The sequence below is a fragment of the Actinoplanes nipponensis genome, from assembly GCF_016862275.1.
In the GTDB taxonomy this organism is placed as follows: domain Bacteria; phylum Actinomycetota; class Actinomycetes; order Mycobacteriales; family Micromonosporaceae; genus Actinoplanes; species Actinoplanes nipponensis.
In genome coordinates this window covers 37,600-60,742 of record NZ_BOMQ01000046.1, presented here as the reverse complement: position 1 = coordinate 60,742, position 23,143 = coordinate 37,600, and the positions used below count along the sequence as shown (strand labels likewise).

The following is a 23,143-nucleotide window of genomic DNA, read 5'->3' as shown; positions in this document are numbered from 1 at the left end:
CGTCCGGCCGGGCATGACGCCCGGCCCGGTCACTTGCCTCACCCACCGCCGCATGCGAAAGGCGCGCCCGTGGTGACTTCTTCACCCGAGGCCCCGCCGAGGGTCGTCGTGGTCACCGGGGTCAGTCGTTTCCTCGGTGCCCGGGTCGCTGCCCGGCTCGCCGCGGATCCCCGTGTCGACCGGGTCATCGGCCTGGATCCGTTCGCCCCGTCGCCGGCCCTCGCGGGCCTGCTGACGGACGTCGAGCTGATCCGGGCCGACGCGCGTGCCGCCGGCACCGCCATCGCCGAGCTGGGCGCCGAGGCCGTCGTGCACCTGGCGGTCACCAGCGCGCCCGACCCGCAGAGCGGCGGCCGCGCGGCGATGAAAGAGCAGAACGTCATCGGCACGATGCAGCTGCTCGCCGCCGCCCAGGGCGCCGACCGGCTGCGCAAGCTGGTGGTGCGCTCGTCCACGGCCGCGTACGGCGCCTCGTTCCGCGACCCGGCGGTCTTCACCGAGGACACCGAGCCCCGGGCGGTGCCGCGGGGCTCCTTCGCGCGCGACATCCTCGACATCGAGGGCTACGTGCGGGGTTTCCGCCGCCGCCGGCCCGATGTCGCGGCCACCGTGCTGCGGTTCGCGCCGTTCATCAGCTCGACCGCGGAGACCTCCCTCACCCGCTACTTCGCCCAGCCGCTGATCCCGACCGTGCTGGGCCGCGACGCGCGGCTGCAGTTCGTGCACGTCGACGACGCGCTCGAGATCCTGCACCGCTCGGTGGTGGAGGACCACCCCGGCACGTTCAACGTGGCCGGCGCGGGCGTGCTCGCCCTCTCCCAGGCCGTACGCCGGGCCGGGCGGGTCTCCCTGCCGCTGCCCGAGGGCACGCTGTCCTCCGCCGCCGCGCTGGCCCGCAACATCGGCGTCGGCCAGATCGGCCTGGACCAGATCGACCTGTTCGTGCACGGCCGGGTGGTGGACACCGGCCGGCTGGTCAAGGAGTTCGGCTTCACCCCGCGCACGACCGCGGCCGCCTTCGACGACTTCATCCACGGTCATCGCGGCGGCCGGGCGCTGAGCGCCGATCGGCTGGCCGCGGCCGAGCACGCGATCCTTGACGGGATCCGCCGGGTCCGGGCCGCCGCGACGCAGGACCAGGAGCACGTAGCACCATGACCCAGGACGAGTACCACGCCGCGCTGCCCGGGCACGCGGACTTCGCGCTGCCCGCGACCCCGCCGCCGAAGCCGCTCAACGGCAACCGGCCGGGCCGGCGGCGGCCCGCCCTGCCCGCGACCGAGGTCCACCCGCCGGCCCAGCTCGAGGCCGCTCCGCCGGAGGCCGCCGCCCCGGCGCCGGCCCGCCCGGAGCCCGGGGATCCGGAGCCGGCCCGCGGCGCGGACCCGATCGACGTCTGGGACCGGCGGGTGGCCGGTGGGCTGGCCTTCCTGCGCCGGCGGCTGGCCGGGGCGTACGAGGTCGACGACTTCGGCTTCGACCCGGAGCTCAACGACGCCGTCTTCCAGCCGATGCTCAAGGTCCTGTACCGCGACTGGTTCCGCACCGAGGTGTTCGGCATCGAGAACGTGCCGGACACCGGCGGCGGTCTCGTGGTCGGCAACCACTCCGGCACCCTGGCCCTGGACGCCCTCATGCTCACCGTCGCGCTGCGCGACCAGCACCCGAAGGACCGCCACCTCCGGCTACTCGGGGCCGACCTGGTGTTCCGGCTCCCGGTGCTGTCCGAGCTGGCCCGCAAGGCCGGCGCCACGGTGGCCTGCAACCCCGACGCCGAGCGCCTGATGAGCCACGGCGAGCTGGTCGGCGTCTTCCCCGAGGGGTTCAAGGGCATCGGCAAGCGCTTCTCGGAGCGCTACAAACTCCAGCGCTTCGGGCGCGGCGGCTTCGTCTCGGCCGCCCTGCGCACCGGCACCCCGATCGTGCCGGTGGCGATCGTGGGCGCCGAGGAGATCTATCCGATCCTGGCCGACCTCAAGCCGCTGGCCCGCCTGCTCGGCATGCCGTACTTCCCGGTGACCCCGACCTTCCCCTGGCTCGGGCCGCTGGGCCTGGTCCCGCTGCCCAGCAAGTGGCTCATCGAGTTCTGCCCGCCGATCCCGACGGCCCACCTGACCGAGTACGCGGACGATCCCATGGTCGTCTTCAACCTCGCCGACCAGGTGCGCGAGACCATCCAGGCCACCCTGCACTCCCTTCTGGAGAAGCGTCCGGACCCGTTCGGCCTGTAGCATGCGCAGTGAGGGGCGGCCCCGACTCTCGCAGTCGGACACCGCCCCTCGCCATGTGCGGCTCTCGCCGCGCGGCCCGGGAGCTCAGCTCCCCAAGAGGTTCCCCAGCAGCCCGCCCAGCAGGCCCTTGTCGCCCTGGTCGGCGACGTCGCCGGCCGGGTCCTCGGTGATCAGCGGCGCCGGGTCGTCCTTCGTGACGTCCGGTGTCGCCTCGCCGGCGGGGGCGACGGTCCGGCTGCCGCCGCCGGCCGGGTCGGCCGTCGGCTTCCCGGTGCTCTTCGGCTTGGCCTTCTTGCCGGTGTCACCCTTGTTGCCGCTGCCCGTCGTGGCTTCCCGCTGGCCCCGGCCCGCCGGCTGATCGTCGGGGGAGCTGGTGGCGGCGCCGGTCGTGCAGCCGCGCAGCTTGGGCCCGATGGCGTCGCCGCCGGACTGGGTGACCGGGTCGCAGTCGAGCCCGGCGCGCAGGTCGGCGGCGCGCTCGCGGACCGAGTCGAGCAGCTTCAGCGAGACCAGCGCCCGCTCGCGGTTGCCCGCGCCGAGCTTCTCCAGCCGCGGGCTCAGCACCCGGCGCTGACTGTCGGCGAATGAGTCGACCGAGGCGAGCGGCGTCTTGTCCCGGCGGGCCACCGCGGACGACGTGAGCAACTTGACGCCCTGCCGGGTGTCGTTGTCCATGTCGCCGAGGACCCGGCGGAACTCCGGGTTGTCGCCGTCCATCGCGGCCGCCTCGACGAGTCGGTTGCGGGCGAAGGCCAGCGAGAGCTGACCGCGGGTGACGTCGGAGCCGGCCATGGCCAGCTGGGCGCGTTCGGTGGAGCGCTTGACGCCGTACAGGGCGTCGCCCGGTGCGGCGTTCTCGCTGGCCGCCGAGATGCCCGAGACGGCCATGGCGCCGGCGGCGACGCCGATGACGATCGCCCCCCGGGCCCGGATCCGGCGACCCGTGCGGCCGAGCAGCTTGCGGACCGGCTCGGCCGGCTCCTGCTGTTCGGCGGCCGCGGCGGTCGTGCCGATGCCGTCCCGCTCGGCCGTGGCCACGAGCATCGCTCGCAGGCCGATCCGGAACTCGGGATCCACGTGGACCCCGGATCGTGCCGCGGAGAGGCTGTGCCCGATGGCGACCAGCTCGGCGAGTTGCTCGTCGGCCTGCCCCCGGGTGTGATGGCGACGGCCGCCGTTGGTCTCGTCGAGCAGCTCCGCGAAGCGCTCGGCGCTCCGGCGATCGAAGATGTTCAGGTTCACCGCGGGCACCTCCCCTCGCTCGTGACTGATGTGCCGGCGAAATCGCCGGCGGTCGCGACGGAACCGGCGAGCCGACGGCCCACCACTGGTCGCACCCGGACAAACGCTCGACGGGCGGGCCCGGTTACGGGTGTCAGCAGGGCGGCAACGCCCACAGAGATCGACATACGGTGAATTGCCGTCACCACTGGAACCCTTCGGGCAGCAACCGGGCGAGCGCCCGGACGGCCCGGTACTGCAGCGCCTTGATGGCGCCCTCGTTCTTGCCCATGGTCTGGGCGGTCTCGGCCACCGAGAAGCCCTGCAGGAAGCGCAGCACGATGCACTCCTGCTGCTCGGGGTTGAGTTGCTTGACCGCGGTGAGCAGCGCCACGTTGGTGATGTGGTCGACGACGGCGGCCTCGGGGCTGCCCTCGGGGCCGCGGTCCTCGCGGTCGGCGTCGAGGACGTCGCCGGTGGTGACCTCGAGCCGGTAGCGGCCCGACTTGAAGTGGTCGGCGACCAGGTTTCGGGCGATGGTCACCAGCCAGGCGCCGAGGTCGCGGCCCTGCCAGGTGAAGCTGCCGATCCGCTTGAGGGCGCGCAGGAACGTGTCGGAGGTGAGGTCCTCGGCGAGCTGGCGGTTGCCGACGCGGAAGTAGACGAACCGGAAGACGGTGTCGACGTACCGGTCGTAGATGAGGCCGAAGGCGGCGGACTCGCCGGCCTGGGCCCGCTCGACCAGCGCCCACACCTCGGCGGCGGCGTCACCGGGGTCCGGGCGGGCCGGATATTTCGGTGGCTCGGCCGCGCTCGGTGGCCCGGTCGTGCTCTGGCTCGGGACGACGGCGGTGCTGTCGCTCTCGGTGGTGCCGGTCCGGCGGTCCGGTCCGGCCTGCTGCGGCGGCTGCGCCGGCCGGCCGGGTACGGCCACCCGCCCGCTGCCCGGTTTCGCGTTCCCGGTCGGCGGCAGGTGCCGGCTCGGGGACTCGTTGATGTGCGGCCGGTTCCGGGTCCGCTTGGGTCCGTCGCTGCGGATCGCGTGCGCGATCGTGCCGTCGATGCCCCGGCGGAGGGCGTTCAGGCCCTCCGCGAGGGCGAGACGCGCCGCGAACACGTCACGGCTGTACGGATCGCCGGCGTACACATGACTCACTGCGCCTCCTTGACCCGGCGGGCCGTCGATGAGGGGGTGTCAGAAACCGGTCCACAACAAAAGGGGTGGGGCGGCCGCATATAGCAGGCCAACCTCACCCACGGATGTGGACTCCGTTACACAGACGGGAAGTATTGCGGAGCTCGACCACGGGCAGTCGCACACCGTGTGCGCTGTGCGAAATTACTCCGAAGTGTCACAGAGTGCACATCAAGAACTTCTGCCATCATGTAGGACACCTCGAAAGGGGGCCCGGACCGGCTGTCCGGCCACCCGATCGAGGGTCTTCTGTGCCAGACTCGGGCGTCGTGGAGAACAGCGCGCGTGACCCGGTCCGCACATCCGCGCGGGACCGCCCCGCGGCCCCCGCCCTGATCGCCGAGGACACCGTCGTCACGTGGGCCGAGCTGGACGAACGCGTCACGCGCGCGGCCGGCCGGCTGGTCACCGGCACCCGGCCCGGCGACCGGGTGGCGCTGGTGCTGGGCAACACCGTCGACTTCGCCGTCGCGTACTTCGCGACGCTGCGGGCGGGCCTGGTCGCCGTGCCGCTCAACCCCGGTTACACCGCCGACGAGCTGACCTTCGCGCTGACCGACAGCGGCGCGGCCCGGGTGGTTGCCGAGGACGCGGTGCTGGGCCGGTTGCGGTTGGCCGAGGGGGTGGCCGTACGGGTGCCGGAGCTGCGGTCCGGTGAGCCGGGCGCGCCGCACCCGGCCGCCGCCGAGGACCTCGCGGTCCTGCTCTACACCTCGGGGACCAGCGGGCGGCCGAAGGGCGCCATGCTCACCCACCGGGCCCTGGCCGCCAACCACGACCAGCTCGCGCTGATCGAGCCGCCGGTGCTCGACGGCGCCGACGTGGTGCTGCTGACCATCCCGTTCTTCCACGCCTACGGGCTCAACACCGGCCTCGGCGCGATCGCCCACCACGGCGCGTGCGGGGTGCTGGTGGACCGCTTCACGCCCGGGCCGAGCCTCGACCTGATCGCGAAGCACCAGGTCACCGCCGTGATCGGGGTGCCCTCGATGTATGCCGCGTGGTCGCGTGAGCCCGCGGTGCGCGAGCGGATGGCCTCGGTGCGGACGGCGGTCTGCGGCGCGGCGCCGCTCGACCCGGCCGACGCGGCCCGCTTCACGGCCGCGACCGGCCGGACCGTGCTGATCGGGTACGGCCTGACCGAAACCGCCCCGGTGCTCACCACGACCGCGGTCAGCGACCGGCAGAAGACCGGCTCGATCGGCCGCCCCCTGCCCGGGGTGTCGCTGCTGCTGCGCACCGCCGGCGGAGAGGTGCTGTGGCGCGACGGGCCCGTCGCCGACGAGCCGGACGACGCCGAGCTGGAGCTCGACCTCGAGGTCGGCGCGGGCACCGACCCGGGCGAGATCGTCGTGCGCGGGGCGAACCTGTTCTCCGGCTACTGGCCGGACGGGCGGGACGGCCCGGACGCCGACGGCTGGTGGGGCACGGCCGACATCGCGTACGCCGACGCGGACGGCGACCTGGTGCTGGTGGACCGGATCGGCGAGCTGATCCTGGTCAACGGCTTCAACGTCTACCCGGCGGAGATCGAGCGGGTGCTCGTCGCGCACCCGGGCGTGGCCGAGGCGGCGGTGACCGCCGTCCCCGACGAGGCGACCGGGCAGGCGCCGTACGCCTACGTCGTGTCCGCCGCCGACCCCCCGCCCACCGCCGCCGAGCTGCTGGCCCACTGCGCCGCCCAGCTCGCCCGGTTCAAGCTGCCGGCCGGCATCGAGCTGGTCGCCGAGCTGCCGCGCTCGGCCATCGGCAAGGTACGCAAGGGGGCACTGTGACTAGCCGGATCACGCTCATCAGCCGGGATGGCTGCCATCTGTGCGAGGTCGCCGAGCAGACCCTGGAGCGGATCGCGCCCGGGCAGTGGACCCGGGTGGCGATCGGGGACTCCGTCGAGCTGGAACGCGACTACGGCGACCGGGTCCCGGTGGTGCTGCTGGACGGCAAGGAGCACGGCTACTGGCGGGTCGAGGAGGACCGGCTGTTGCGGGATCTCGGTAGACCGCCGGGTACCCCGCGGCTGTAATCTCGCCCGGTGGCACGCACTCACCTCGTCTGGGACTGGAACGGGACCCTGCTGGACGACCTGTCGCTGGTCGTCTCCTCGACCAACCACACGTTCAAGGCGGTCGGCGGCCGCAGCGTCGACGCCGACGAGCACCGCCGGCGCTTCCGGCGGCCGGTGGCCGAGTTCTACGCCGAGATCCTGGAGCGGGCGGTCGACGCGGCGGAGTTCGAGGAGCTCGACCGGATCTTCCACCAGGCGTACCGGCTGGGACTGACCACCACCTCGCTGGCCGCCGACGCCGAGGCCGCGATCAAGGCCTGGGGCGGCAGCCAGTCGCTGCTGAGCATGTGGTTCCACGACGAGCTGGTCCCGGCCGTGCGGACGTACGGCCTGGCCGGCATGTTCGCCCGCATCGACGGCCGGCCCACCGAGGTCGACGGCGGGCTCAAGGCCGGCCACCTGGCCCGGCACCTGGCCGAGCTGGGCGTGCCCGGCGACCAGGTGGTGCTCATCGGCGACTCGCTCGACGACGCCGAGGCGGCCGAGGCGGTGGGCGGCGCCAGCGTGCTCTACACCGGCGGGTTCACCGACCCGGTCCGGCTGCGGGCCAGCGGCCGCCCGGTGGCCGACACCCTCCTCGAGGCGGTCCGGCTGGCCCGGACGTTGTGATGCTCGACTGCGTATTGGCATCCGGGGGCGATAAGCGGTAATACTCGGCGAAGAGTCGACGACGGTTAACATGCCGACTCGATCTTTGTCCAGTTCCGCTATCAAGATCGCGATTTGTGCACGCCTTCACAAGCGCCTACTCTGTGACTCCGACGAGCCCCGCTATCACAGCCGGTCCACGCAGGCGTCACCGGTCCCGCACCGGCAGCAGGGCTCACTTCAGGTTCGCCTCGTCGGCACGGAGTCAGATGAGTCAGCAGCGTCAAGGAAGCACGCCGGGCAACACCGGCGCAGTCCCCGCCTTCCCGGACCTTCCGGAGGCGACGATCGCGCGGCTACCGGAATACCTTCGCGCCCTGCACAATCTCGCCGAAACCGGTTCCGAAACGGTTTCCAGCGAGGGCCTCGCGGCCGCGGCGGGGGTCAATTCCGCCAAGCTCCGCAAGGACCTCTCCCACCTCGGGTCCTACGGCACCCGTGGCGTCGGCTACGACGTCGCCCTGCTGATCGACCAGATCGAGTACATCCTCGGGCTGGACCAGCGCCGGGCCGTCGCGCTGGTCGGCGTCGGCAACCTCGGTCACGCGCTGGCCGGCTACGACGGCTTCGCCAGCCGCGGCTTCCGCATAGTGGCCCTGTTCGACGCCGATCCCGAGCAGGTCGGCCAGGCGCTCAACGGCCTGACCGTGCGGCACGTCGAGGAGCTCGGCCGGGCCGTCGTCGAGGAGGGCATCACCATCGGCGTGATCGCCACCCCGGCCGGCGCCGCCCAGGCCGTCGCGGACGATCTGGTGGCTGCGGGGGTCACCAGCATCCTCAACTTCGCCCCCTGCGTGCTCGCCGTGCCGGCCGGCGTCGACGTGCGCAAGGTCGACCTGGCCATCGAGCTGCAGATCCTCTCCTTCCACGAGCACCGCAAGGCGTCCCTGACGGCGCTGCCCGGCGGGCGCTCACCGCAGGCGGGCAACCAGGAGGCGGTCGGGTCGTGAATCTGCTCAGCGTCGGCGCGTCCTACCGGACCGCCGGAATCGACACCCTGGAACGCCTCGTCATCGCCGGTTCCGACATCCCGGCCGTGCTCCAGCAGCTGGTCGACCAGCCGTACGTCGGCGAGGCCGTGGTGCTGTCCACCTGCAACCGGGTCGAGGTGTTCGCGGCCGTCTCCGGCTTCCACGGCGGCCTCAGCGACGTCTGCAGCGTGCTGGCCGACCACTCCGGCATCGCCGCCAACGAGCTCGCCGGCCACCTCTACGTGCACTACGACGAGGCGGCCGTGCGCCACTCGTTCCGGGTCTCCGCCGGGCTCGACTCGATGGTCGTGGGCGAGGCGCAGATCCTGGGCCAGCTCCGCGACGCGTACCACTCGGCCACCGAGACCGACACCGCCGGCCGGCTGCTGCACGAGCTGATGCAGCAGGCGCTGCGGGTCGGCAAGCGGGCGCACGCCGAGACGGGCATCGACCGCGCCGGGCAGAGCGTCGTCACCGCCGCGCTGGACGTGGCCGCCGCCACCCTCGGCGGCGACCTGGCCGGGCGCACCGGCCTGGTGATCGGCGCCGGCGCGATGGGTGCGCTGTCCGTGGCGACCCTCACCCGTTCCGGGGTCGGGCCGCTGCAGATCACCAACCGCAGCGCGCCCCGGGCCGAGCGGCTCGCGGAGGCGTACGGCGCCACCGCCGTCCCGTTCGCCGGGCTGCCCGAGGCGATCGCCGCGGCCGACGTCGTGGTCTGCGCCACCGCCTCCACCGAGCCGGTGCTCACCGCGGCGACCCTCGCCGGCCGGCAGAAGCCGCTGGTCGTGCTCGACCTGGCCGTGCCGCGCGACGTGGCCCCCGAGGTCGGCGAGCTGCCCGGCGTCACCGTCGTCGACATCGACGGCCTGGCCACCAGCCGGCGCACCCTGCCGGCCGCCGCCGAGACGGCCGCGGTCGAGCAGATCGTCGCCGCCGAGGTCGAGCATTTCCTGTCCTGGCTGCGCGGCGCCGAGGTCGCCCCGACCGTCGCCGCCCTGCGCACCCGCGCGGAGGACGTGGTCAGCGCCGAGCTGCGCAAGCTGTCCGCGCGCCGGCCGGAATTCACCGCGGAGCAACGGGCCGACGTTTCCCGTACCCTGCACCGGGTCGTCCAGCAGCTGCTGCACTCGCCGACCGTGCGGGTCCGCCAGCTCGCCGCCGAACCCGGTGGCGACCAGTACGCGGCCCTGCTGCGGGAGCTGTTCGACCTCGACGTCCCGCACGCCACCCAGGCCGACGCCGTTCCGGAGATCGGAGGACAAGCGTGAGCACCGCCCTTCGCCTCGGCACCCGGGGCAGCACCCTGGCGCTGGCCCAGTCCCAGCTCGTCGCCGACTCGCTGACCGCGGCCACCGGCCGCCCGGTCGAGCTGGTGCGCATCGTCACCGCCGGCGACCGCTCCGGCGCGCCGGTGGCTCAGCTCGGGGTCGGTGTCTTCGTCTCCGCGCTGCGCGACGCGCTGATCGCCAACGAGATCGACTTCGCGGTGCACTCGTACAAGGACCTGCCCACGGCCCAGCATCCGAGCCTGCACATCGCGGCCGTACCGCAGCGCGAGGACCCGCGCGACGCCCTGATCGCCCGCGGCGACAAGACGCTCGCGGAGCTGGCGCCCGGCGCCGTGATCGGCACCGGAGCGGTGCGCCGAATCGCGCAACTGCATGCTTTGGGCCTACAGTTGCAGGTCACGCCGATTCGCGGCAACATCGACAGCCGCATCGCCAGGGTGCTCGGCCCCGAGGCCGACCTCGATGCTGTCGTGCTGGCCCGGGCCGGCGTGGCGCGTATCGGCCGCTCCGCCGACATCACGGAAACGTTGGACCCGATGCTGATGCTGCCCGCCCCCGCCCAGGGTGCGCTGGCGGTCGAGTGCCGATCCGACGACGCAGACCTGGTCGAGCTGCTGGCCGCACTCGACCATGCACCGTCCCGCGCCGCCGTCACGGCGGAACGGGCGATGCTCGCCACGCTCGAGGCCGGTTGCTCCGCACCGGTCGCGGCACACGCCGAGCTCGCCGAGGGTGAGCAAGGCGACGAGATCTACCTGCGCGGTGCGGTGATCAGCCCGGACGGGGCCCGAGCTGTCCGGCTGTCGCGCACCGGAACGCCCGCCGACGCGGCGGAGATCGGCAAGGCGCTCGCCGCCGATCTCCTCGACAACGGCGCCGATACCCTGATGGGGAGCACTGCATGAGCGACTGCACCGAGCGGCACCAGGTCGCACCAGACGACGGCCTAGCAGGCGAGGGCCAGGAGCGCATGCGTAAGGAAGGCAGAGAATGACCACCCGCACCGCCCGCAAGTCCGCAGGGCGCATCGCTTTCGTCGGCGCCGGACCCGGTGACCCCGGCCTGCTGACCCGCCGGGCCCACGACACCCTCGCCGACGCCGACCAGGTCGTCTACGACCGTGGCGTGCCCGAGTCGCTGCTGGCGGCCATCCGGGCGGAGGCCAAGGACGACACCCAGTTCAGCCCGGCCGAGGGGGCACCCGGCGACGTCGCCAAGGTGCTGCTGTCCGCGGCCAAGTCCGGCCTGTCGGCCGTGCACCTGGTGGCCGGCGACCCGTTCGGCCACGAGGCCGTCGTCAAGGAGGTCCAGGCCGTCGCCCGGACCGCCGTGCACTTCGAGGTCGTGCCCGGCCTGGGCCAGGCCGAGGGGGTGGCCACCTACGCGGGTGTGCCGCTGCCCGGCGTGCGCACCGCGGCCGACATCGACGACGTGACCGCGCTGGACTTCGACGCGCTGGCCGCGGCCGCGGTCAAGGGCTCGTTCGCACTCGCCGTCGACGCCGGCGACCTGGCCGCCGTCCGCGACGGCCTGCTCGCCGCGGGCGTCGAGCCCGGCACGCCGGTCGGCGTGACCGGCGACGGCACCGGCGAGACCCAGTACACGACCACCTCGTCGGTGGACAGCTTCGTCGCCGCGGCGCTCGGCTTCACCGGCCGGGTGGTGCTCACCGTCGGCGCGGAGGTCGCCCAGCGCGACAAGCTGAGCTGGTGGGAGAACCGTCCCCTGTACGGCTGGAAGGTGCTCGTCCCGCGCACCAAGGAGCAGGCCGGCGCGATGAGTGCCCGGCTGCGGGCGTACGGGGCCATCCCGTGCGAGGTGCCGACGATCGCCGTCGAGCCGCCGCGCACCCCGGCCCAGATGGAACGCGCGGTCAAGGGCCTGGTCGACGGCCGGTACGCCTGGGTGGTCTTCACCTCGGTGAACGCCGTCCGCGCGGTCTGGGAGAAGTTCGCCGAGCACGGCCTGGACGCCCGCCACTTCGGCGGCGTCAAGATCGCCTGCATCGGCGAGGCCACCGCCGACGCCGTCCGCGCGTTCGGCATCCAGCCCGAGCTCATCCCGGCCGGGGACCAGTCCAGCGAGGGCCTGCTGGCCGAGTTCTCGCCGCACGACGAGATCCTCGACCCGGTCGGCCGGGTGCTGCTGCCGCGCGCCGACATCGCCACCGAGACGCTGGCCGCCGGCCTGATCGAGCGCGGCTGGGAGGTCGACGACGTCACGGCGTACCGCACGGTCCGCGCGGCGCCGCCGCCGGCCGACATCCGCGACGCCATCAAGTCGGGCGGCTTCGACGCGGTGCTGTTCACCTCGTCCTCGACGGTCCGCAACCTGGTCGGCATCGCGGGCAAGCCGCACGCCCGCACGGTGGTCGCGGTGATCGGCCCGAAGACGGCCGAGACGGCGACGGAGTTCGGCCTGCGGGTCGACGTCCAGCCGCAGCACGCGTCGGTGCCCGACCTGGTCGAGGCGCTGGCCGGATACGCCGTGGAGCTGCGCGAGAAGCTGGCGGCGATGCCGGCCAAGCAGCGCCGCGGCTCCAAGGTGCAGGGGCCGACCGCCCTGCGCTTCCGCTGATCGTCTGCGGACTGGCCCCGCCGGGGGCCGGTCCGCCAGAATCGGCTCGGCCGGCCCCGCGCCGGCCGCGCCGCAGCGGTCACCGGACCGGCCCAGCGCCGGCCCCTTTGCCCCGCCGGACCGGCTCACTGCCGGCCCGTTTGCCCCGCCGGACCGGCTCACTGCCGGCCCGTTTGCCCCGCTGGACCGGCTCACTGCCGGCCCCTTTGCCCCGCCGGACCGGCTCACTGCCGGCCCCTTTGCACCGCCGGACCGGCCCGGAGCCGGCCCGGCCGGGCCGATCGCTCGACCGGTCCGGGTCCGCCGGCTCCCGTGGCCGGCCTGGCTGAGGGAGAGAGCGTGTCGTTCCCCGACGTGCGTCCACGGCGGCTGCGCCGCACCGCCGCCCTGCGGCGCCTGGTCGACGAGACCCGGGTCGCACCGGCCGACCTAATCCTGCCGCTGTTCCTCAAGCAGGGCCTGACCGAGCCGCGGGCGATCGGCTCCCTGCCCGGCGTGCTGCAGCACTCCCGCGAGTCGCTGCGCAAGGCCGCCCACGAGGCCGTCTCGGCCGGGGTCGGCGGCCTGATGCTGTTCGGCGTGCCGGACACCGCCCACAAGGACGCGACCGGCTCGTCCGGGCTCGACCCCGAGGGCATCCTCAACGTCGGCCTCCGCGACCTGGTCGCCGAGGTCGGCGAGGCCACCGTGATCATGGGCGACCTGTGCCTGGACGAGTTCACCACGCACGGGCACTGCGGCGTCCTCGCCCCCGACGGCACCGTCGACAACGACGCCACCCTGGAGCTCTACGGCCGGATGGGCGTCGCCATGGCCGAGGCCGGGGCGCACGTCGTCGGCCCCTCCGGCATGATGGACGGCCAGGTCGGCGTGGTCCGCCGGGCGCTGGACGCGGCCGGGCACCAGAACGTCTCGACGCTGGCGTATTCGGTGAAGTACGCGGGCGCCTTCTACGGCCCGTTCCGCGAGGCCGTCGAGTCCAGCCTCCAGGGGGACCGGCGCACATACCAGCAGAGCCCGGCCAACGTCCGCGAGGCGCTGCGCGAGGTCGAGCTGGACGTCGCCGAGGGCGCGGACATGGTCATGGTGAAGCCGGCGCTGCCGTACCTCGACGTGATCGCCGCCGTGCGGGAACGGGTCGACGTGCCCGTGGCCGCGTACCAGGTCTCCGGCGAGTACGCGATGGTCGAGGCCGCCGCGGAGAAGGGCTGGATCGACCGGCAGGGCGTCATGCTCGAGACGCTGACGTCAATCAAGCGGGCCGGCGCCCAGATCATGCTGACCTACTGGGCGACCGAGGCCGCCCAGCTGCTCCGCGAGCGCTACTGACGGTCCGGAAGCTCAGTCGTCGTCGATGATCGTGCCGGTGGCGCGGGCGTCGGCCAGGCGGACGGCGGCCAGGCCGGCGACCACCAGCGTCAGCCGCTCGTCCGGCTCGGCGCGCGTGTCGCCCCGGACCCGCACCGCGAAGGTGAGGCCGGTCGCGCCCGCCGGCACGACCTCGCAGCCCAGGTACGGCTCGAAGTCGCTCCCGGCCCGCGCCGACCCCGGCACGCTGCCCGCGCACACCGTCAGCGGCCGGCTCAACGGGCGCGTCAGCGTCACCGGGAACACCAGCGACGTCGTGCCGCGGTCGCCCTCGACGACGGTCGCGTCCGCCACCGACAGGGCGGCCCGGGACTGGAAGCGGGCCACCTGCGGATCGTGGTCGCTGGCGCCCTTCGTGCCGTTGCCCTCGTCGGCCGCGGCCCAGTCGGCGTTGACGTGCGCCGCCCGCATCTCGATCAGGTCGCCGTACAGGGCGTCGTTGACGAAGAGGTTGTCCAGCGTCTGGGCCGAGCCGTCGAAGACGTACGAGTACGCCGAGGCCGGCGCGTCGGCCACCAGGTCGTCCCACAGGTTGTGCAGGCCGGCGTCGTACAGCGGGCCGAGCTGGTCGCCCGGGTCGGCCGGCACCGGGTCGTCCGGGCGCGGGAACACGTTCAGGTCGCCGCCGTACGCGATCCGCGCGGGCGCGTGAGTCCGCTCGATCGCCGAGGTGATCGCCGCGCCGTAGGCGGCCTGTTCGGTGCGCTGCCCGACGCGGCTGTCCGGCCCGGACGAGAAGTGGTTGCTGACCGCCCACAGCTGGAGATGCTCCGCGTCGCCCGGGGCCGCCGCGACGTCGAAGAGCGCCACCTGCGGGGCCCGGGTGTAGACGTTCGGGCCGTCCACGCCGGTCGACCTGTCCACGTCGGCCGGCAGCACCGCGTTCAGCGCCTTGGGGTTGGACACGTCCGCGTTGCTCGCCAGCGGCTCGCCCCGGTAGCTCACCTGCGGCGCCGAGCCCAGCACCGGGTCGGCCGCCGTCACGGTGGCCAGGGAGAGGCGGTCGGTGCGGTAGAGCAGCGCCGCCGTGATCCCGCGGGCGTCGGCGCCGGTGCGGTCGTACGCCGCCGCGTACGCCGGGCCGCCGTTGCCCTTGATCGTCAGCGCCAGCTCCTGCAACGTGTCCGGCTGCCCGTCCGCGTCGTTGACGTCCCCGCAGACCAGCGCGTCCCCGGCGACCGCGCACAGGTCCTGGTCCTCGGCCTCCTGGGCGAGGATCAGGTCGGGGGAGTGCAGGTCGGTGACGATCTGGCCGGCCAGGTCGGCCAGCTTCTCCCGGTACGCCGCCTCGCTGGCCGGCACGTAGTCGAACGGCGGGCTCACCCCGGGGCAGCCGGCGTTGCCGGTGAAGTCGCAGCCGTCGAACGGGTCGTCGCGGAAGTCGTACAGGTTCTCCACGTTGTACGTCGACACGGCGAACTCGCTGCGGCGCGCGGCCGGCTGGGGCGGATGGTTCCGGGACGGGTCCGCGCCGGACGTGAACGCGACGGCGGCCGGCTGGATGCCGTACTTGTTGAAGGAATAGGTGAGGCCGCCGACCGCGTCGCCCGACAGCACGTCGAAGGTCCTGGCCGGCGGCAGCAGCGCGCCGCTGTCGCCCGCGGTCGCCTTCACCCCGGTCGTGCCCAGCAGGATGCGGTCGCCGTTGCCGTCGTCGACGAGTCCGGGCAGGTTGTCCAGCGGATGCGCGTCGCGGAAGACCCGCCGTGCGTACGGGTCTGACCGCCCCAGCAGGGGATCGTCCCGGTCGATGACCCAGATCTCCGAGTCGGCGGTGCCGGCGAACACGTTGCGCCCGGCGACGACCCCGGCCCCGTCGCGGACCCGCAGCTGCATGCCCTCGTGCCGCTCCCAGAAGCGGTCGGCGGCGGCCAGGCTCCCCGGCGGGACCGCGTCGTCGACCTGGAGGTCGGCGGCCGGCACGCCCGACGCCAGCTTGCTGACCAGCGAGGCTCCGGAGAGCTGGGTCATGGAGAAGTACTCCGACACCCGCGCCCGCACCACGATCTCGTCACCGACGACCGGCTCGTAGCCGCCGATCAGCGTGGTGAAGCCGCCCATGAAGACGAAGACGCCGTCGGAGCTGGCCGGGTCGCCGTCGTCGGCGCCGCGGCGGCTCTGCAGGAAGAAGCCGTGCTGGGCGGCGCCCGCGGCGGTGCGGGCCAGCGTGCGCTGGGCGACGACCCCGCGTACGTCGTACAGCACGCTGCTGGTGCCGTTGCCCGACGGGTTGGCCAGCGGCGACCGGTCGGTGCGCGGATTCTCGGTGTCGGTGGTGGGCCCCTGCACGGCCCCGACGGTCAGCGGCTCGTCGGCGGCCCGGGCGACGCCGGGCAGCAGCACGCCGGTCAGCAGCGCGGCGGTGAACAGCGGCAGGACGCGGCGACGCAGCACGGAGCCTCCCAGCTCAGTCGGTGGGCTCGAGCCGCTGGACCAGCTGGGCCACGTCCACGCCGTACTCGTACCAGTCCCGGTCGGACTGGAAGCCCAGCTCGGCGTTGACCTTCAGCATCGACTCGTTGTGCTGGGCGTTCCAGGTCTGCACCTCGCGCAGGCCCGGCTCGGCGGCGCGCAGCTCGAACAGCATCCGCGCCTTGATGGCCCGCTCGATGCCGTAGCCGCGGTGCTCCCGGACCACGATCGTGTCGTACTGGTCGGCGCGTTCCGGGTGCTGCGCGGGCACGACCACCTCGGTCAGCCCGGCCACCGCGCCGGAGGCCTCGTGGATGGCCAGCACGATGTACGGCTTCAGGCCCCGGCGGTGCAGCGTGTCGAGGCTGTCGCGCAGCCGCTGCGGATCGGACGAGCTCGGCCGCAGGTCCAGGTCGTTGTCGTCGCCCTCCTGGCCCTCCAGCTTGGCCTGCGCGTACGCCTCCAGCAGGGCGGCGGGCGGCCCGCCGGGGTGGTACTCGACGCGGTAGCCCGGGCTGATGCCGTTGGCCATCACCTTCAGCGCGCTCCAGTCCACGCTGGACAGCGTGAGGACGCTGCGGGTCTCCACATACTCCTGTTCGAAGCCCAGCGCCTCGTAGAACGCGATGGCCGGGGTGTCCCCGATCGCCTCGACCCCGATGGAGGAGAAGCCCTCGAGATAGGCGCGGCGCGCGGCCACCGCGACGAGCTGCTGGCCGAGCCCCCGCCGACGCAGGGCCGGATGGACCAGCACCTCCAGCACGCCGATGTCGCCCAGCAACAGGACGCTGACGTGGCCGTAGATGGTGCTCTCGCCCTCGGCGAGCCGGTCGTCCTCGGCCACCCAGCTCATCCGGCGCTCACCCGGCATGGTCTCGGCCAGATAGTCGACGACCTGGACGTCCTGCCACGGTGGATCGTCGGGGAGATCCGCGGCCAGCACCGCGTTGTACGTCTCCACGAGCGACCGGATCTCCCCCGCCGACGCGGTTCGGGGATCCCACTCACGCACCCTCACCCGTACAGCTTGCCGGTACATGGACCTTCAGGGAAGTGCCGGGTGGGCAAATGTACGCGGCCCGTCACTGTGAGTTGACAATCAGACCCGGCTGCGCTGCCCGTAATCGTTGGCCGCGTCGAACACCTTCTGCGCGTACGGACGCAGCGCGTTGTACGACAAAATGGCGTCCCACCAGGCATCCGGCTTGGCCAGGTCGCGCCCGCCCTGACACAGGTACTTGGCCGCGGCCAGTGACGCGTCGTCGATGTCGTGCGGATCCGAAACTCCATTGTTGTCGGCATCGACACCATTGCCGGCGGACACCGCGGCCCACGTCTGCGGGATGAACTGCAGCGGTCCCATGGCCCGATCGAACTGCGGATCACCGTCGAGCGCGCCCCGATCGGTGTCCCGCACCTCCTGGCGCCCGCCCTTGCCGTCCAGCGCCAGCCCGAAGATGGGCGGCGCGACGGACCCGTCGACATTGAGCACCGCGCCGTTGGCGCTGCCGTGCGCCGACTCCACCTTGGCGATGGCCGCGATGGTGGTCCAGGACAGATGGCAACTCGGGGTGGTGCGCCCGACGACCAGCTCGGCGTACCCGTAAGCCTGCACGGCCACGACCGGGATCCCGGCCCGGGTCCCGGTCTGCTGCGCCCACGAAGCCAGCACATCGGCCGGCCGCGCACCGCCGACCGCGGGCGGAGCGCCGGGCAACGTGCCACCGACGACCGGGGCGGAGGCGCCGGGAGCCGGCGGCAGCCCGCCGAAACTGGACGGCGGTCCCGACGGCAGACCGGCATCCTGGCCGAAGCCGGGAGTCGCGCTGGGCGACGGCACGGACTGCAAAGCCTGCGGTACGAGGTAAGCACCGGCCGTCCCGGCGGCGCCGAGCAGCAGGACGGCGATGAGGGCGGGGAGGATGAGGCGGCCGCTGGGGCGTTTGGCCCAGGCGGAGGTGGTGCGGGCGGTGCTCCGGGCGACCCGGACGGGGTTGGCGCGGCGGAGGACTCGGGTCGCTCGGCCCTGGGAGGCGGCGGCCAGTGCGGCTGCTGTGGGTGGGGTGGGTTCGGTTTTTCCCTTGGTCTGAGCTTTGCCTGGGTCGTCGCTGGTGTTCTCCGCGGCGGCCTTGTCCGTGGTTCCGCGCTTTTTGTCGGAGTTGCTCGTGCTTGCGGGCTGATCTTTGTTGCTGGGGCTGGCTTTGGCCGCGGCAGCTGCTTGTTTCTCGGCCTTGTTCTTGTCCGCGTCTAATTTGTCGGATTTAGCCGTCTGGTCGGACGCTTCGGATTTGTTCGACTCGTCACCGCCCGGGAACTGCTTGTCGGCGGCGGGGGTCATATCCGAGGTGTAGGGCCGGTATTGCCCTTTGTCCTCGTTCTTGCTCTTGTCCTTGTCGCTGTCCTTGTCCGCCGGTTCGGGGGTCGCGACGGCGTGCCCGGTTTCTTCGCCGGTCGCTGTCGCCTCGCGTCCGCTCGTGTTGTCCGACTCGCCTGACCTGCCCGCGGAGGGATCAGCCGGCTTGCCGGCACCAACCTTTCCCTCCGGCTCGACATCCGTCTCGGGCCGAGAGCTTGCCTCGGCCGGCCGAGCCGAGCCGCTGGCCGTGCCCGCATCCCCGGCCGTGCCTATTGGGCCCCCGGTCGTGCTGGTCCCACCGGTCGCGCTGACCCCGCCGGTCGTGCTGGCCCCGCCGGTCGTGCTGGTTGAACCGCGGGTCAGGCCGCCGACCGCATCGATTGGGCCATCGGCCACACCTGGCGAACCGTCAGCTGCACTGGCCGCGCCGGCCAGACCGCCGGCTCCACCGGTCGGACCGCCGGTCGTGCTGTCGGCCGCCCCGACCGCCGGTAGCGACTCCTCGGGCGCCGCTCCCGAGCTGCCGAGGGGCCCATCGGTATGCGGCGCCGGGGACCGCCGCCCGCGCCGCTCCGGAGATGTCTCGTGCCCGTCCGCCACCCGAAAGACACTACCGGGCGACGGCGAGCGCGGGGGTCCTCCGATCTCGCCCGAATCGTTGTCCACAGCCTGGCCGACCAGGGCGGCGAACCGACCCGCCCGCGCCATACCCTGTGAGGATGCCGCGCTATGACTATCGCTGCCGCGCCTGCGGCGACACCTTCGAGCTGAACCGGCCGATGGCCGAGTCCGCCGCACCGGCGCCGTGTCCCCAGGAGCACGCCGACACGGTCAAGCTCCTGTCCACAGTCGCTGTCACGGGCCGGGGAGGAGCCACGCCGTCACCTCCCTCTGGAGGGGGCGGAGGCTGTTGCGGCGGTGCCTGCGGCTGCTGACACGCCCGGAGGGGCCTGACCGCGCTACGTCGAGGCCCGCCCGGCAGACCTGGCCAACGCGGCGCTGTCCGCGATGCTGGTCCGGGCGCGCCAAGATCTGACGGGTTGGCCAGATGTCCGGCGGCCTGACAGGGAGCGGTCGTGCTCGGATGGTTGCACGCCGGCCGAGCCCATCGAGTCCGTGTGACCCACAGCCGGGAGAGTTGGCCGGCCGGAGGATGTCATCGGTCAGCAGTGGCCGCACGCCGGTCTTCGGGTCGAGCAGCCCTCCACCGACGAGGCGGAGCAGTCAGCGACGGACGCGCCGGGCCTGAGACAGACAGACCAGCCGTCGACCGAACCGACCGGCCCGGCCGCGGCCCGCTTTGGCGGTGACCAGCTTCGGCTGCATCTGGGTTGGGGCCGCGACTGCTCCAGACCGCGACTGCTCCAGGCCGTGCCCGAGCCGAGTCTGGTCCCAGGCTGGAACCGGTTCAGGCTGTGACTGGCTCGGCCGAGTCTGGGTCCCGGCGGCACGGTCCGCGCCGCGACTGGGTCCGGCCGCGACGGGTGGGGCTGCGGCCTGGGTCGGGCCGCGACTCTGCCGGGCCGCGACCGGTCCGCGCCGCGACCGGTCCGCGCCGCGACCGAGCCCGGGCCGGGTCGGCCGCGACGGAGCCGCGACCGGGCCGGGCCAGGCCGCGACTGGGCCGCGACCGACCCGGGCTGAGCCGCGACCGAGCCCAACCCGAGCCGATCAAGGCCGCCACCCAACTAGCAACCCACCCGCCAACCCACCAATCCGACCCACCCGCCGGAACCATTTCAGGCAAGAGGTATCACCAGCCCCTCCCCGGGGATCTCCTCTCCGGTCGACTGTGGCCGGTCCCCGCCATGACGCTCTGGTGATCGTCAGGTGACCAGCCGGAGTCGCACAAACGTTGACTCGTCCGGGGCCGTCCGAACGGGTCGGTGGAAATGACCATCCGCAGCGCAACCAGAACCTGAACCTCGTCGTTACGTCACGCGTAGTGCCGTGCGTGACCGTCGATGACCCGACCGAGGGTCGCCCTTCCGGGGGCCGGCCGTGGCGGCAAGACGGTTACCGACCGTTTCTACGATGTGCCGTGTGATTGCGGTGCGGCAGCATGAAGCTCGACTTCCCAAGGGGGCGGAGGTTCTCACCGTGGCGGGACGGACCGGGCTGCCGAGCGGGCTTGTGACCTTCATGTTCACGGACATCGAGGGCTCCACGCGCCTGGCTCGGATGCTCGGCGATGGTTATGGCCGGGTGCTCAACGCCCATCGTGGCGTGGTGCGCGCAGCGCTGCGTAATTACGCCGGCGTCGAGCTTTTCACGGAGGGTGATTCCTTCTTCGTTGCTTTCGGGGATGCCGCCGCCGCCGTCTCGGCGTGTGTGGCAGCACAGCGTGCACTTGCCGGGCATCCGTGGCCCAGTGCCGACGCCGCACCCCGGGTCCGCATGGGACTGCACACCGGCTGGGCCACTCCGGTCGCCGGCGAGTACACCAGCGCCGAGGTGCACCGCGCCGCCCGGGTGGCCGCTGCCGCTCACGGCGGTCAGGTGCTCTGCTCCGAGGCGACCGCTCTGGCCATCAGCACCTGGTCGGCCGATCTGACCTCTCGCAGCGAGGAACTGGTCGGTGCCGCCGCCGGTGGCAGCGGCCCGCGTCGTCGCACCGGCCCAGCGCCGCGGGTCGAGAGCGTCGATCTGATGGATCTCGGTCCGTTCCGGCTCCGCGGGTTCGACGACGCCGAGCGGCTTTTCCAGATCGTCGCCCCCGGGCTCGAGCGGGTCTTCCCGCGGCCGCGCACCCCGGGCGCGCCGGTGGACAACCTGCCCGCGGCTCTCACTCCCTTCGTCGGCCGGCAGCACGACGTCGCCGAGGTGAAGGGCCTCGTCGGCGCGCACCGTCTGGTCACTGTCACCGGGGCGGGCGGCGCCGGCAAGACCCGGCTGGCCCTGGCCGTCGCCGAGGAGCTGCGGTCGGCGTACCCGGACGGGGTCTGGCTGGTGGATCTCGCCGAGGAGCAGCCGGCCGAGGCGCTGGCCGCGGCCATGGGCGTGCGGCCGGAGCCGGCCCGTCCGCTGCTCGACACCCTCGTCGAGCGCTGCGCCGCGGGCCGTACCCTGCTCATCCTCGACACCTGCGAGGCCCGCCACCAGGCCGCCCGGGAGCTGGTCCGGCGGCTGCTGGCCGGTTGCCGCCGGATGGACGTGCTCGCCACCTCGCGCGCGTCGCTCGGCGTGCCCGGGGAGTTGGTCTGGCGGATCCCGCAGCTCGCCCCGGCCGACGCGTTCGCCCTGCTGTCCGCGCGGGCCGCCGCGGCCCGGGGTGGGCGGCCGGGCCCGCCCGGCGAGGCCACCGACCTGGCCGGGATCGCGGCCAAGCTGGAGAGCCTGCCGCTGGCCCTCGAGCTGGCCGCCGCCCGGCTGCGGCTCGTGTCGGCCGCGCAGCTGGTCGCCCGGCTGGACGATCCGATCGCCGCGCTCGACGCCGGCCGGGTCGAGGCCGGCCGGCACGCGAGCCTCACCAACAGCCTCGACTGGTCGTACCGCGGTCTCAGCGACGGCGCCGCCGGGCTGCTGCGCCGGCTGGCCGTCTTCGCCGGGCCGGTCGAGCTCGGCACCGTCGAGTGGTCCGGTGAGGACGCCTTCGGCGCCCTGTCGGAGCTGGCCGACCGGTCGCTGGTCGAGGTCGTGACCGGGCCGCGTTACCAGCTGTCCGAGCAGGTCCGGGCGTACGCGACTCGCCGGCTCGCCGCCGCGGGCGAGGAGCCGGCCGCCCGGGACCGGCACGTCGCCTGGGCGTTGCACACGCTGAGCGGGGTGGCCGTCGACACCGACGGGCAGCCGCGGACGGTGTCGCTGACCGAGCTGGCCCCGTACGTGCAGGAGTGGCAGGCGGCGCTGCGCTGGTCGGCCGCCGAGGGCAGCGTCTCGGCCGGGCTGCGGCTGGCCCGCGCGCTGGATCCCTGGTGGCGCGAGCACGGCGGCAACCGCGACGGCCGGGAGCTGCTGCACCGGCTGTACGCCCGGGTCGACGGCGACCGCACCGACCGGGGTGAGCGGGTCGACTCCGAGGAGCTCGCGAGCGCGTACCTGGTCCACGCCGGACTGGCCGTCGACCGTGAGGAGCGCCGGTGTTTCCTGGACCGGGCCGAGGCGATCGCCCGCCGGACGGGTCATCCGGCGCTGCTGGTCCGGGCGCTCTCCGGGCAGCGGCTCTCGCTGGTGGAGGCGGGCCGGACGGCCGAGGCCGAGCGGTTGTGCCGGGAGGTCGTCGCCCGGGCCGAACGCACCGGGGTGCCGGGGGCTGCGCTGCCGGCGGTGGTGACGCTCGCCGAGCTGTTGTGGCGGCGTGACGCCCTGGACGAGGCGGCGGAGCTGCTGGGCGGGGCCCGCCAGCTCGAGGCGGGACGGCCGGAGGACCGGGGCAGCCGTACCGTGGACTGGCTTCTGGGAATGGTGGCCTTGCGCCGCCGCGACCTGGTCGCCGCGCACGACCATCTCGTCGTCGCCCTGCGGTCGCGCCTGCGGCACGGTTTCCGGGGCGCCGCCGCGGACGCCGTCGCGGCCATCGCCGTCCGGTGCGCCGTCGGCGGTGACCCGGGCACCGCGACTGTCCTGTTCGGGGCGGCGGAATCGGTGCGCGGGGCGCGCCGGGCCACCCAGTTCGGTGGGTTCTGGGCCGGGCAGCAGGCCGCCCTGAGGCGGATGCTCGGCGACGCGGCTTTCGACGCGGCCTATGCCGAAGGGGCGGACATCGGCTTCGGCCGGGCCGTCGCGATGGCGTTGGCCGTCGAGCATCCGGACCTCGAGCACGGGTCGGCCCGCTTCGCCCACACCCTGGGCTGACCGGGCCGGCCGG

At 73.5% G+C, this 23,143-nt stretch carries 16 protein-coding genes and 1 pseudogene; 12 read left to right on the top strand and 5 right to left on the bottom strand.

Annotated elements, in window-relative coordinates; genetic code table 11:
* Window positions 1-69 precede the first annotated feature (69 nt).
* Together Ani05nite_RS19115 and Ani05nite_RS19110 are read left to right on the top strand one after the other, a co-directional pair.
* A complete protein-coding gene (locus Ani05nite_RS19115; protein WP_203770008.1) occupies window positions 70-1,158 on the top strand; it encodes an NAD-dependent epimerase/dehydratase family protein in 1,089 nt (362 codons plus the stop codon).
* Window positions 1,155-2,231 (top strand): lysophospholipid acyltransferase family protein, encoded by a 1,077-nt coding sequence (locus Ani05nite_RS19110; RefSeq protein WP_203770007.1) that lies wholly within the window; start codon window positions 1,155-1,157, stop codon window positions 2,229-2,231. The genes Ani05nite_RS19115 and Ani05nite_RS19110 overlap by 4 nt, the downstream gene beginning before the upstream one ends.
* An 84-nt stretch (window positions 2,232-2,315) precedes the next feature.
* Here Ani05nite_RS19110 and Ani05nite_RS19105 read toward each other — a convergent pair whose 3' ends face one another.
* Both Ani05nite_RS19105 and Ani05nite_RS19100 read right to left on the bottom strand, forming a co-directional pair.
* The gene (locus Ani05nite_RS19105) at window positions 2,316-3,473 is read right to left on the bottom strand and encodes a DUF5667 domain-containing protein (RefSeq protein WP_203770006.1); all 1,158 of its coding nucleotides are present in this window, start codon (window positions 3,471-3,473) and stop codon (window positions 2,316-2,318) included.
* Between the two features lie 181 nt (window positions 3,474-3,654).
* Window positions 3,655-4,515: an ECF subfamily RNA polymerase sigma factor, BldN family gene (locus tag Ani05nite_RS19100; RefSeq protein WP_239130297.1), complete on the bottom strand. Its 861-nt coding sequence runs from the start codon at window positions 4,513-4,515 to the stop codon at window positions 3,655-3,657.
* Window positions 4,516-4,916: 401 nt separating this feature from the next.
* Between Ani05nite_RS19100 and Ani05nite_RS19095 the strand changes: the two genes are divergently transcribed.
* From Ani05nite_RS19095 to hemB, 8 genes are all read left to right on the top strand, one after another.
* Window positions 4,917-6,422 carry an AMP-binding protein gene (locus Ani05nite_RS19095; RefSeq protein ID WP_239130255.1) on the top strand — a complete coding sequence of 502 codons (1,506 nt, stop codon included), beginning with the start codon at window positions 4,917-4,919 and terminating at the stop codon, window positions 6,420-6,422.
* Complete coding sequence (locus Ani05nite_RS19090; RefSeq protein ID WP_203770003.1) at window positions 6,419-6,670, top strand: glutaredoxin family protein; 252 nt, start codon at window positions 6,419-6,421, stop codon at window positions 6,668-6,670. Before Ani05nite_RS19095 ends, Ani05nite_RS19090 begins: the two co-directional genes overlap by 4 nt.
* Before the next feature lie 9 nt (window positions 6,671-6,679).
* Entirely contained in the window at window positions 6,680-7,321 is a 642-nt protein-coding gene (locus Ani05nite_RS19085; protein ID WP_203770002.1) for an HAD family hydrolase, read from the top strand.
* A 248-nt stretch (window positions 7,322-7,569) separates the two neighbouring features.
* Window positions 7,570-8,310 carry a redox-sensing transcriptional repressor Rex gene (locus Ani05nite_RS19080; RefSeq protein WP_203770001.1) on the top strand — a complete coding sequence of 247 codons (741 nt, stop codon included), beginning with the start codon at window positions 7,570-7,572 and terminating at the stop codon, window positions 8,308-8,310.
* Entirely contained in the window at window positions 8,307-9,602 is a 1,296-nt protein-coding gene (locus Ani05nite_RS19075; protein WP_203770000.1) for a glutamyl-tRNA reductase, read from the top strand. Before Ani05nite_RS19080 ends, Ani05nite_RS19075 begins: the two co-directional genes overlap by 4 nt.
* The gene (gene hemC, locus Ani05nite_RS19070) at window positions 9,599-10,528 is read left to right on the top strand and encodes a hydroxymethylbilane synthase (protein ID WP_203769999.1); all 930 of its coding nucleotides are present in this window, start codon (window positions 9,599-9,601) and stop codon (window positions 10,526-10,528) included. Before Ani05nite_RS19075 ends, hemC begins: the two co-directional genes overlap by 4 nt.
* Before the next feature lie 85 nt (window positions 10,529-10,613).
* On the top strand, window positions 10,614-12,200 hold the full coding sequence (locus Ani05nite_RS19065) for a bifunctional uroporphyrinogen-III C-methyltransferase/uroporphyrinogen-III synthase (RefSeq protein ID WP_203769998.1): 1,587 nt from the start codon (window positions 10,614-10,616) through the stop codon (window positions 12,198-12,200).
* Between the two features lie 339 nt (window positions 12,201-12,539).
* Complete coding sequence (gene hemB / locus Ani05nite_RS19060; RefSeq protein ID WP_203769997.1) at window positions 12,540-13,529, top strand: porphobilinogen synthase; 990 nt, start codon at window positions 12,540-12,542, stop codon at window positions 13,527-13,529.
* A 12-nt stretch (window positions 13,530-13,541) separates the two neighbouring features.
* Here the strand turns inward: hemB and Ani05nite_RS19055 are convergent.
* From Ani05nite_RS19055 to Ani05nite_RS19045, 3 genes and pseudogenes are all read right to left on the bottom strand, one after another.
* Window positions 13,542-15,884, bottom strand: a pseudogene (locus Ani05nite_RS19055) (lamin tail domain-containing protein); the annotation flags it as partial.
* Window positions 15,885-15,975: 91 nt separating this feature from the next.
* Window positions 15,976-17,019, bottom strand: a complete 1,044-nt coding sequence (locus tag Ani05nite_RS19050; RefSeq protein WP_203769993.1) for a GNAT family N-acetyltransferase — start codon at window positions 17,017-17,019, stop codon at window positions 15,976-15,978.
* A gap of 60 nt (window positions 17,020-17,079) precedes the next feature.
* On the bottom strand, window positions 17,080-18,732 hold the full coding sequence (locus tag Ani05nite_RS19045; protein WP_203769991.1) for a lytic transglycosylase domain-containing protein: 1,653 nt from the start codon (window positions 18,730-18,732) through the stop codon (window positions 17,080-17,082).
* Window positions 18,733-19,055: 323 nt separating this feature from the next.
* Here Ani05nite_RS19045 and Ani05nite_RS19040 point away from each other — a divergent pair, with 323 nt between their 5' ends.
* Both Ani05nite_RS19040 and Ani05nite_RS19035 read left to right on the top strand, forming a co-directional pair.
* Complete coding sequence (locus Ani05nite_RS19040) at window positions 19,056-19,271, top strand: FmdB family zinc ribbon protein (protein ID WP_203769989.1); 216 nt, start codon at window positions 19,056-19,058, stop codon at window positions 19,269-19,271.
* A 1,207-nt stretch (window positions 19,272-20,478) separates the two neighbouring features.
* Entirely contained in the window at window positions 20,479-23,130 is a 2,652-nt protein-coding gene (locus Ani05nite_RS19035) for a winged helix-turn-helix domain-containing protein (RefSeq protein ID WP_377880748.1), read from the top strand.
* Window positions 23,131-23,143: the final 13 nt, after the last annotated feature.

Bases quoted from the DNA above. Each gene is read 5' to 3' on its own strand.
- Ani05nite_RS19110 (WP_203770007.1), top strand. From the start codon at position 1,155: ATGACCCAGGACGAGTACCACGCCGCGCTGCCCGGGCACGCGGACTTC.
- Ani05nite_RS19080 (WP_203770001.1), top strand. From the start codon at position 7,570: ATGAGTCAGCAGCGTCAAGGAAGCACGCCGGGCAACACCGGCGCAGTC.
- Ani05nite_RS19065 (WP_203769998.1), top strand. From the start codon at position 10,614: ATGACCACCCGCACCGCCCGCAAGTCCGCAGGGCGCATCGCTTTCGTC.
- Ani05nite_RS19050 (WP_203769993.1), bottom strand. From the start codon at position 17,019: ATGTACCGGCAAGCTGTACGGGTGAGGGTGCGTGAGTGGGATCCCCGA.
- Ani05nite_RS19040 (WP_203769989.1), top strand. From the start codon at position 19,056: ATGCCGCGCTATGACTATCGCTGCCGCGCCTGCGGCGACACCTTCGAG.
- Ani05nite_RS19035 (WP_377880748.1), top strand. From the start codon at position 20,479: ATGTTCACGGACATCGAGGGCTCCACGCGCCTGGCTCGGATGCTCGGC.